Source organism: Luteitalea sp. (genome assembly GCF_044337415.1).
Taxonomy (GTDB): Bacteria; Acidobacteriota; Vicinamibacteria; order Vicinamibacterales; family Vicinamibacteraceae; genus Luteitalea.
This window is the reverse complement of sequence record NZ_JBIINP010000154.1, coordinates 1-10209: the sequence shown is the minus strand read 5'-3', so window position 1 is coordinate 10209 and position 10209 is coordinate 1. Positions and strand designations below refer to the sequence as shown.

The 10209-nt window shown below is 70.1% G+C and carries 10 protein-coding genes; 9 read left to right on the top strand and 1 reads right to left on the bottom strand.

Going from position 1 to position 10209, the window contains the following annotated elements:
- From eutC to gcvP, 9 genes are all read left to right on the top strand, one after another.
- Window positions 1–667 (top strand): ethanolamine ammonia-lyase subunit EutC (gene eutC / locus ACIRDX_RS17170; protein ID WP_396626663.1); only part of this gene is annotated, 667 nt, incomplete at its 5' end.
- A 285-nt stretch (window positions 668–952) separates the two neighbouring features.
- Entirely contained in the window at window positions 953–1282 is a 330-nt protein-coding gene (locus ACIRDX_RS17165) for a ComEA family DNA-binding protein (protein ID WP_396626662.1), read from the top strand.
- Between the two features lie 55 nt (window positions 1283–1337).
- On the top strand, window positions 1338–1871 hold the full coding sequence (locus tag ACIRDX_RS17160) for a GspH/FimT family pseudopilin (protein WP_396626661.1): 534 nt from the start codon (window positions 1338–1340) through the stop codon (window positions 1869–1871).
- 2 nt (window positions 1872–1873) lie between these two features.
- Window positions 1874–2179, top strand: coding sequence for a PilZ domain-containing protein (locus ACIRDX_RS17155; RefSeq protein WP_396626660.1), 306 nt, complete (start codon window positions 1874–1876; stop codon window positions 2177–2179).
- A gap of 173 nt (window positions 2180–2352) precedes the next feature.
- The gene (locus ACIRDX_RS17150) at window positions 2353–3813 is read left to right on the top strand and encodes a sigma-54 interaction domain-containing protein (RefSeq protein WP_396626659.1); all 1461 of its coding nucleotides are present in this window, start codon (window positions 2353–2355) and stop codon (window positions 3811–3813) included.
- Between the two features lie 49 nt (window positions 3814–3862).
- Complete coding sequence (locus ACIRDX_RS17145) at window positions 3863–4678, top strand: DUF1080 domain-containing protein (protein ID WP_396626658.1); 816 nt, start codon at window positions 3863–3865, stop codon at window positions 4676–4678.
- Between the two features lie 84 nt (window positions 4679–4762).
- Window positions 4763–5878 (top strand): glycine cleavage system aminomethyltransferase GcvT, encoded by a 1116-nt coding sequence (gcvT, locus tag ACIRDX_RS17140; protein ID WP_396626657.1) that lies wholly within the window; start codon window positions 4763–4765, stop codon window positions 5876–5878.
- Window positions 5879–5883: 5 nt separating this feature from the next.
- Window positions 5884–6255: a glycine cleavage system protein GcvH gene (gene gcvH, locus ACIRDX_RS17135; RefSeq protein ID WP_396626656.1), complete on the top strand. Its 372-nt coding sequence runs from the start codon at window positions 5884–5886 to the stop codon at window positions 6253–6255.
- A gap of 119 nt (window positions 6256–6374) precedes the next feature.
- Window positions 6375–9248, top strand: a complete 2874-nt coding sequence (gene gcvP, locus ACIRDX_RS17130; protein WP_396626655.1) for an aminomethyl-transferring glycine dehydrogenase — start codon at window positions 6375–6377, stop codon at window positions 9246–9248.
- Between the two features lie 88 nt (window positions 9249–9336).
- Here the strand turns inward: gcvP and ACIRDX_RS17125 are convergent.
- Window positions 9337–10209 (bottom strand): aminotransferase class IV (locus ACIRDX_RS17125; RefSeq protein ID WP_396626654.1); only part of this gene is annotated, 873 nt, incomplete at its 5' end.

The following is a 10209-nucleotide window of genomic DNA, read 5'->3' as shown; positions in this document are numbered from 1 at the left end:
CGACCGGCTCGACGTGCCCACCCTGCGCGCCGCCCTGGGCACGCTCGGCCTCGAGACCCTGGGCCTGCACAGCGCCGCACCCGACCGGGCGGCGTACCTGCAGCGCCCGGACGCGGGCCGTCGCCTCGACGAGGCGAGCCACCGCGCGCTCGACGTCCTGGGCCTGCCGTACCAGGCCGACCGCCACGACGTGGCCTTCGTCGTGTGCGATGGCCTGTCGTCGCGCGCCGTGCAGGCACACGCGGTGCCGCTGCTGCGGGACGTGCTGCCGGCGCTACGCGAGCAAGGTGGCTGGGAGGTCGCCCCGGTGGCGGTGGTGGAGCAGGGCCGGGTGGCCGTTGGCGATGCCGTCGGCGAGGCGCTGCGCGTGCCCCTGGTGGTCGTCCTGATCGGCGAGCGTCCCGGACTGAGCGCCCCCGACAGCCTGGGCGCCTACCTCACGTGGGATCCGCGTCCGGGCCGCACCGACGCCGAGCGCAACTGCATCTCGAACATCCGGCCGGAGGGGCAGGCGCCCGCAGACGCGGCCCGCCGCCTCGTCGCACTGATGACCGAGGCCAGGCGTCGCGAACTCTCGGGCGTGAACCTGAAGGACGAGCACGACATCCCCCCATCGGCCGCCTCGAGTCCCATCGCGCTGCTCGGGGAATCCGGCAGCCTCCGGTAACTCCAGGACCCATCCGTCAACGCCAGTTGGCGCTCCAGTCGCCCCTCGTCGGCGCGTCGCCACGCGGGCCGATGCGGGCAACATTCAGGTCAGCAACGACTTACACGCATTCGGGTGACGCGGCCAGCGACATGGCGTGGACCTTGCTCAAGACAGGGGCACGCACACGCGCCGCGTGACACGTCGGCATGTAGCCAACCTGGCGGGCCAACCTCCCTGCGACGAGGTCACCCGGCCGTGTGCGAGGTCGCGCCATGGTGGCGCGCCAGTCACCAGGAGGTTCCCATGATCCGTTCGCTGCTCACCGCCGCCCTCGCCCTCGTCGTCCTGCTGGCCCCCGTCGTGCCTGCCACGGCCCTTCCGCAGGATGAACGGCCGAACGCACCCACGCAGGTCGTCAACGTCAACAGCGCGACCGCCGCGCAATTCGAAGCGCTCCCCGGCATCGGTCCCAGCATGGCCCAGCGCATCGTCTCGTACCGCGAGAAGAACGGGCCCTTCAAGAAGCTCGAGGACCTGATGAACGTGCAGGGCATCGGCGAGAAGTCGTTCCTGAAGCTGCGTCCGTACCTGTCGGTCGGCGCACAGGCCGACGCCCGTGCGAGCAAGGACTAGGACGGACGGGTCGAGGCGCTCCGAAAGGGGCGCCTCGCTTCCAGAGACGGTACTCGTGCTGGCGCTGGCGGCACTGGTGGGAGCCAACGGTCTGCAGGCGCTCGACGCGATGCGACGAGAGCGCGCGGGACGAGAGGCCGCCCGAGGGGTTGCATCGGACCTCCGGGCCCTGGCGCAGGAGGCGCGGCGGCTCCGGCGCACCGTAGCCGTCGAGTTCGACCTGCGCACACCGGGCCGGTGGCGCGTGGTCGACGACGGCAACGGCAACGGCGTGACGTCGGTCGAGATCGAGGCCGGTGTCGACAGGGCGCGCCCGTGGAGGGACGTGGTACGGGAAGGGCACGCGGTGCTCGACGTGCCGCGCGACGTGCCGGCGGCCGACGGCGAAGGCGTCGTTCGCGCCGGCAGTGCGGCGGTCTCGCTGGGCGCCGCGCCACGCCTCACCTTCACCCCCCGGGGAACGGCATCGTCTGCATCGATCTACCTGGTCGGGCCGTCGCAGGCGGTGTACGCGGTTCGCGTCCTCGGTACCACCCAGCGTATTCGCCTGACGTGCCTCTCGGATGCGGGAGCCTGGGAGGCCTGCTGAGGATGACCATGCTGGTGATCAACGAGCGGCGCCGCGAACCGAGGGTCCTTGACGCGGGTCCCGGCGAGGCGCCGCAGGTGCCCGGTGCACGCGTGCTCGAGGTGATCGACAGGTCCCGCCACGGCCTGCGCTGCCGGCTGAGCCAGCCGGTCAGGCCAGGTCGCACCATGGGACTGCGATTGCCAGGCGGCGCCGGACTGGTGCTGGCACAGGCATGGGTGGTGCGGTGCGAGGTGTGTCGCATCACCCGCCATGGCGTCCAGTACGAAGCCGCATGGCGCTTCGACTCGCCCTGGCAGCATGAGTAGCAGCTACACACGGGCGTTCCCACCCTTTCGCGCTCGCGGAGGTCGCCCGAGTTCGAACCTCGACTCGGAGGCCAGCAGCAGCCCTGCAACGCATGGCGCAGGACTTGAGTTGGCCTTCGACATCCGAACTCTGTCCGCCGGGCTGACACAGGCCCGCGAGGAAGCCCACACCCATGACCGACCGTGTAGTGTCACTGGCCGCGCCAGACGACATGACCTTCGACCTCGCCACGTTCCTCGACCAGGTGGTGGCGATCCTTCGCGCCGAGACGAGGGTGCGCGAGGGGGTGGAGCGACTGCTCGCCATCACGTATGGCCTCACGCAGCCCGCGATCCACCTGGCGGGTGAACCGCTGGACCTCTCGTGTGGCCGACGCATGTTGAGCGGCGGCACCGAGACCCTGCGCGTCACGGCCATCGGCCACGAGCCCTGGAGGGCCGAGGCGGCGGCGGTGCAGGCACTCGCGGCGGTGGCGCCGCTCATCGTGGATTCTGAGCGGAAAGTCGCGGTGAGGTCGGTGACCCGGAGCCTGACATCGGAGCAGGGCGGCCTGGTCGGCGTCACGCCGGTCATGCGTCAGCTGCACGAACGCATTGCGAGGGCCGCCGGCAAGCCGTTCATCGTGCTCGTGCAGGGCGAGAGTGGCGCGGGCAAGGAACTGGTGGCCAGACGTGTCCATGCCCTCAGCGATCGTGCCAGTGGGCCGTTCGTCGCCCTGAACTGCGCCGCCATCGTCGAATCGCTGCTCGAGGCGGAGTTGTTCGGGATCGAGGAGCGGACGGCCACCGGCGTCCGCGGCCGACGCGGCAAGTTCGAACTGGCCGACGGCGGGACGCTGTTCCTCGACGAGGTCTCCGATCTGTCGACCTCGGCGCAGGCCAAGCTCCTCAGGGTCATTCAGGAGCCGACCATCGAACGGGTCGGCGGCCATGGCGGACGACGGGTCGACGTGCGGGTGATTGCCGCCACCAATCGGCCGCTCGAGAGCCTGTGTCGCCGCGGAGAGTTCCGGTGGGACCTCTACTACCGGCTCAATGCCATCGAGATCGGCGTGCCCCCGCTGCGCGCCCGCCGCGATGACATTCCGTACCTGGTCGAGGCCATCCTGCAGCGTGCGTCCGACGGACAGCCGTACCGGGTGTCGGCCGAGGCCATGGAGGCGCTCCGGCTCCACGACTGGCCAGGCAACGTGCGCGAGCTCGAGCGCGTGATCGAACGCGCCATCACCCTCGCGCCCTCCCACGTGCTGCAGGTGGACGACCTTCCGGACGGCGTGACCGGACGGTACATCGACACGTTCCAACCCGGCGAGCAGGCCGGCGATACGATGCGGGCGTGGGGGAGCCGGTATGCCCGCTACGTCCTGGAGCGCGCCCAGGGCAACAAGCGTGAGGCCTGCCGCGTGCTCGACATCAGCTACCACACGCTGTGCGCCTACCTGGCCTACCAGCCGGGGAGCGAGCCTCGGCGGTGCCGCGAGGGCGCTCAGGGAGTGCCGGCGGCCAGCGAGCCGCTCCGTGGGGCGCTGCGGGCGTCCGCGCCCTACGCGGCGGCGCCCTTGCCGCTCTCGACGGTGGTGCACGACCGGTCGAGCCCGCCCCTCGACACACAGCGATTGCCTGCACTAGAGTGACGAGAATCCATCGCATCGTCGTCGCCCTGTGCGACGCAGGAGTCCAGTCATGAAGCAATCGCGTTCCTCGTTCCGCTTGTCCGTGCCCCTCGCAGCCGTGGCTGCCGCGGCAGCCCTCGGTGCCACCGTGCTGGCCACCTCGTCGGGCGCCACGGGCGCCGGCGCGGCCGCACAGGCGACCTTGAACACCGTTTCGGCCGAGGAGAAGGCCGCCGGCTGGCGGCTGCTCTTCGACGGCACGTCGACCAAGGGGTGGCGCAATGCCCACGCCGACACGTTCCCGAGCAAGGGCTGGCAGGTGAAGGACGGCCTGCTCACGGTGCTCGAGTCGGGCGGGGGGGAAGCCGCGAACGGCGGCGATATCGTCACGCTCGAGGAGTACGGCGACTTCGAGCTCAAGGCCGACGTGCGCCTCAGCAAGGGCGCCAACAGCGGCATCAAGTACTTCGTCACCGAGAAGCTGGGCACGCCCGGCAGGGGCTCGGCCATCGGTCTCGAGTTCCAGTTGCTCGACGATGCGGTGCATCCGGACGCGAAGATGGGCCGCGAGGGCAACCGGACGTTCGGGTCGCTGTACGACCTCATCGCCGCACCCGCGTCCAAGCCGGTCAAGGCGATCGGCGAGTGGAATTCGGTGCACATCGTGTCGAAGGGCACGAAGGTGGAGCACTGGCTGAACGGCACGAAGCTGATCGAGTTCGATCGGGCGAGCGCGGCCTTCGACACGCTCGTCGCCGCGAGCAAGTACAAGGACTACGTCGGCTTCGGCAAGGCCAAGAGCGGCCACATCCTGCTGCAGGACCACGGGAACACGGTGTCGTTCCGCAATGTCAAGGTGAAGGGCGCCGCGCTCCCCAACACCTAGGGCCACGGGGTTCCTTGAACCCCCACCCCTGAGCCTGTATTGTTGAAGGGTTGCGGCCCCTCCCGGGCCGCGTCCCTTCGCGGCATGACCCACTCGCAGACCACCCTCAAGCAGACGCCCCTGCACGCCACGCACCTCGGCCACAAGGCACGCATGGTGCCGTTCGGTGGCTGGGACATGCCCGTCGAGTACTCCGGCATCACCGACGAGCACATGGCCGTCCGCACGCGGGCCGGCCTGTTCGACGTGAGCCACATGGGCGAGATCGAGATCGCCGGCGCCGACGCGCTGGCGGCCGTCCAGAAGATCTCCTCCAACGACGCATCGCGGCTGGCCATCGGCCAGATTCACTACTCGGCGCTCACCACGCCCGACGGCACGTTCGTGGACGACCTGCTCGTCTACCGGATGGCCGACGACCACTTCCTGCTGGTCGTCAACGCGTCGAACATCGACAAGGACTACGCCTGGATCCGGAGCCAGGTGGCCGAGTTCGCCGATGCGCCCGCGGTGAACAACAGCAACCGGTACGCCCTGCTCGCGCTCCAGGGGCCGCTGGCCGCCGAGGTGCTGCAGACGCTCACCGCCGTCAGCCTCGCCGACATCAAGTACTACTGGTTCGAGAACGGCGAAGTGGCCGGCGTGCGCGGCATGATCTCGCGCACCGGCTACACGGGCGAGGACGGCTTCGAGGTCTTCGTGCCGCCGGCGCAGGCCGCGCACGTGTGGCAGGCGATCCTGCAGGCCGGTGCGGCCGCCGGCGTCGTGCCTGCGGGCCTCGGTGCCCGCGATACGCTGCGCCTCGAGGCGTCGATGCGCCTGTTCGGCAACGACATGGACGAGACCACCACGGTGCTCGAGGCCGGGCTCGGGTGGATCGTCGGCTGGAAGAAGGAAGCCTTCACCGGCGCGGATGTCCTGCGCGCCCAGAAGGCCAGCGGCGTCGAGCGGACGCTCGTGGGCCTCGAGATGATCGACCGCGCGATCGCGCGGCACGGCTACCCGGTGATCGTCGACGGGCAGTCGGTAGGCATCGTCACGAGTGGTACCCAGACGCCCTTCCTCAAGAAGGCCATCGCCATGGCCTACGTGCCCTCGGCCGTCGCCGAACCCGGCCGGGAGGTGCACGTCGAAGTGCGGGGACGGCTCGCCGCCGCCCGCATCGTCCCGATGCCGTTCTACAAGCGGCCCAGGAGTTGAGCACGATGTATCCCGCCGACCTGAAGTACACGAAGGACCACGAGTGGATCCGCACCAGCGCCGACACGGCCGACGTGGGGATCACCGACTACGCCCAGCAGCAACTCGGTGACGTCGTGTTCGTCGAACTGCCGCAGGTGGGCCGCGTGCTCGCCCAGGGCGAGGTGTTCGGCACCATCGAGTCGGTCAAGGCGGTGTCCGAGCTCTTCTCGCCCGTCGCTGGCGAGATCGTGGCCGTCAACGACGCCCTCACCAGCGCGCCCGAGCAGGTCAACAGCGACCCGCACGCGGCGTGGATCATCAGGGTCCGGCCGACCACCCCGGCCGACCTCGACAGCCTGCTCGACGCCGACGCCTACACGCAGCACGTCGGCTGAGGGCCGACGTCGGGTCTCGCCTCGCCGCCGAGTCGGAGGCGGATGGGACCCGCGCCGCGTCACAAGAGAGGCGCGCGCCGTCGCGCGCGCCGCACCACCCGTTCCCGCCGCACCCACACATGACCCCAGTGGCCACTGACGCGTTTGCCCTTCGGCACATCGGGCCCCGCCCCGAGGACCGCGACCGCATGCTGCACGCCCTCGGCGTGCCCTCCCTCGACGCCCTGATCGACCAGGTCGTGCCGGCACACATCCGGCGCACCGAACCGCTCGTCGAGCCGGCGGCCGAGACCGAGCAGGCCTTCCTGGCGCGCCTCCGCACCCTCGAGGCGAAGAACGCGCGCTTCCGCACGTTCATCGGCGCGGGGTACTACGGCACGGCGACGCCGGCCGTCATCCAGCGGATGGTCCTGGAGAATCCGGGCTGGTACACGCCGTACACCCCGTACCAGGCCGAGATCGCGCAGGGCCGTCTCGAGGCCCTGCTCACGTTCCAGACGGCGGTGAGCGACCTCACCGGCATGGACGTCGCCAACGCGTCGCTGCTCGACGAAGCCACCGCTGCGGCCGAGGCCATGACGTTGCTGCGCCGGGTCAGCAAGAAGCCGGCGAGCGCGACGCGCTTCCTCGTCATCGGCGAGGTGTTCCCGCAGGTCCGCGAACTGCTCGTCTCGCGCGCGGAACCGCTCGGCCTCACCGTCGAATCGGTCGCCCCCGGCGCGGTCAGCTTCGCCGAAGATGTGTTCGGGGCGCTGGTGCAGTATCCCGATGGCCATGGTGCGGTCACCGACATCGCGCCGCTGATCGAAGCCGCGCATGCCGCAGGCGCGCTGGTCGCGGTCGGCTCCGACCTGCTCGCTCTGACGCTGCTCGTCCCCCCGGGCGAACTTGGCGCCGACGTGGTCTACGGCTCGGCCCAGCGCTTCGGCGTACCGCTCGGGTACGGTGGTCCGCACGCCGCGTTCTTCGCCACGCGCGAGGCGTACGTCCGGCAGTCGCCCGGCCGCATCATCGGCGTGTCGGTCGACGCGCAGGGCGGCTCGGCCTTCCGCATGGCGCTGCAGACACGTGAGCAGCACATCCGCCGCGAGAAGGCCACGTCCAACATCTGCACGGCGCAGGCACTGCTGGCCAACATCGCCGCCTTCTACACGGTGTTCCACGGCGCCGAGGGCCTGCGGGCCATCGCGAGCCGCGTGCACGGGCAGGCCGTGCAGTTGGCCACCGCGCTCGCCGCGATGGGGCTGACCCAGCACAATGCCGCCTTCTTCGACACGCTGCACGTCTCCGGCGTGGATGCGGCGTCGCTGCGCGCGACGGCCGAGGCGCACCAGGTCAACCTGCGGTACCTCGCCGATGGCACCGTCGGCATCAGCCTCGACGAGACGACGACGGGCGACGATGTGATGCTGCTCGCCAACGTGTTCGCCAAGGCAACCGGGCGTGGCGTGCAACTGGCCGCGGGCGTGCCGTCGCCGGTGCCGACCGCCCTGCAGCGCACCTCGGCGTACCTCACGCATCCGGTCTTCACCGAGCACAGGTCCGAGCTGCAGATCACGAGATTCATCCGTCGGCTCGAGCGCAAGGACATCGGGCTCGACACCTCGATGATCCCGCTCGGCTCCTGCACGATGAAGCTGAACGCGGCGGCGGAGATGTTGCCGATCACGTGGCCGGGATTCGCGGGCCTGCACCCGTTCGTGCCGGTCGACCAGGCCTCGGGCTATCAGGAGATCTTCCGCGACCTCGAGCGCATGCTCTGCGACATCACGGGCTTCGCGGCCGTCTCGCTGCAGCCCAATTCGGGCGCGCAGGGCGAGCTCGCGGGCTTGATGGTGATCCGCGCGTATCACCTCGCGCGGGGGGATGCCCACCGCACGGTGGCGCTGATTCCCTCCTCGGCGCACGGCACCAATCCCGCGAGTGCGGTGATGGCGGGCATGAAGGTCGTGGTCGTCGCGTGCGACGCCAACGGCAACGTCGACCTCGCCGACCTCCGGGCCAAGGCCGAGCAGCACAAGGACACGCTCGCGGCCCTGATGGTCACCTACCCGTCGACGCACGGCGTGTACGAGGACGCCATCCGCGAGATCTGCGAGATCGTCCACGCGCACGGCGGGCAGGTCTACATGGACGGCGCGAACATGAACGCGCAGGTGGGCCTCACGAGCCCGGCGCTGATCGGCGCCGACGTGTGCCATCTGAACCTGCACAAGACGTTCGCCATCCCGCACGGCGGCGGCGGTCCCGGCATGGGGCCCATCGGCGTGGCGCGGCACCTCGCGCCGTACCTGCCGTCGCATCCCGTGGTCACGACCGGTGGCGGCGCGACGGGCATCCACGCGATCTCGGCCGCCCCCTGGGGCAGCGCCCTCATCCTCCTCATCTCGTACGCCTACATGTCGATGCTGGGCGGCGACGGGATGACCGACGCCACGCGCTACGCCATCCTCAACGCCAACTACATCAAGGCGCGCCTCGAGGGGCCGTTCCAGGTGCTCTACACCGGCCGCGATGGCCGCGTGGCCCACGAGTTGATCCTCGACCTGCGTCCGCTGAAGCAGGCCTCGGGGATCGACGAGATGGACGTGGCCAAGCGCCTGATGGACTTCGGCTTCCATGCGCCAACGGTGTCGTTCCCGGTGCCGGGCACGCTGATGATCGAGCCGACCGAGAGCGAGGCGCGTGACGAGCTCGATCGCTTCTGCGACGCGATGCTCGCCATTCGCGCGGAGATTCAGTCGGTGATCGACGGCACGGTCGACCCGAAGGACAACGTGCTCAAGCACGCGCCCCACACGGTGGCGGTGGTGATGGCCGACGAGTGGACGCGGCCCTACCCGCGCAGCGCCGCGGCTTTCCCGCTGCCATGGTTGCGGACGCACAAGGTCTGGCCGACCGTGGGCCGCATCGACAACCCCTACGGCGACCGCAACCTGCAGTGCGCTTGCCCGCCGTTGACCGAGTACGCGGAAGAGACCGTCACCGCGTAGCCACATAGGTAGCCACATAGGTAGGGCGCGATGTCCCCATCGCGCCGTTCGTGGCTAACGGCGGCGTGAGGACACGCCGCCCTACCTTTTAGGAAAGCCTCGAGGGGATCGCGTCCTCGAACGCGTCCATCAAGCGCCGTGTGGTCGGCCCAGGAACGCCCGGGCCGATGCGCACGTCTCCGACCTGGACGACGGGGACGATGGCCTTCGTCGTGCTGGTGAGGAACGCCTCGTCCATGGAGGCGAGGTCGGCGCGTCGAAGCACCCGTTCCTCGGCCGCGACACCCGCCCCGGCCGCGACCTCGAGCACGAACTGCCGCGTCACGCCCACGAGCAACCCCGCATCGATGGGCGGCGTCAACAGCACGCCGTCGCGCACGAAGAAGATGTTGGACTGCGCGCACTCGCAGAGTTCGCCGCGATGGTTCTCCATCAGGGCCTCGACCGCGCCCTCGCGCAGCGCCTGCTGCATGGCCAGCGCATTGTTGAGCAGGTTGTTCGACTTGATGGCCGGGTCGACGCTGCCGGGGTGGTTCCGCACCACCGAGGCCAGCGCGATGCGGACGCCGTCGCCCAGGGCCGCCGGCGTCGGGTCCACCTGGGGCTTCACGATGATGACGAGGGTCGGGACAGGGCACGTCAGCGGGTCGTACGCGATCTCGCCGACGCCGCGCGTCAGCAGGATCCGGACGTAGGCCTCGCCCTCGAGTGCCGCCACGGCCGTCGTCTCCCTGATGCGCGCCAGCAGCGCGTCGTCCGACAGCGGGCATGCGAGGGCAATGCGGGCCGCCGAGGCGTGCAAGCGCCGGATGTGCTCGGGGTAGAGGAACGGGCGTCCGTCGTACGTCCGGAGCACTTCGTACACGCCCTCGCCGAACAGGAACCCGTGGTCGAACACGGACACCCGCGCCTCGTCACGACCGTACAGGCGGCCGTCGATGTTCACCGCGACTGGCACAGC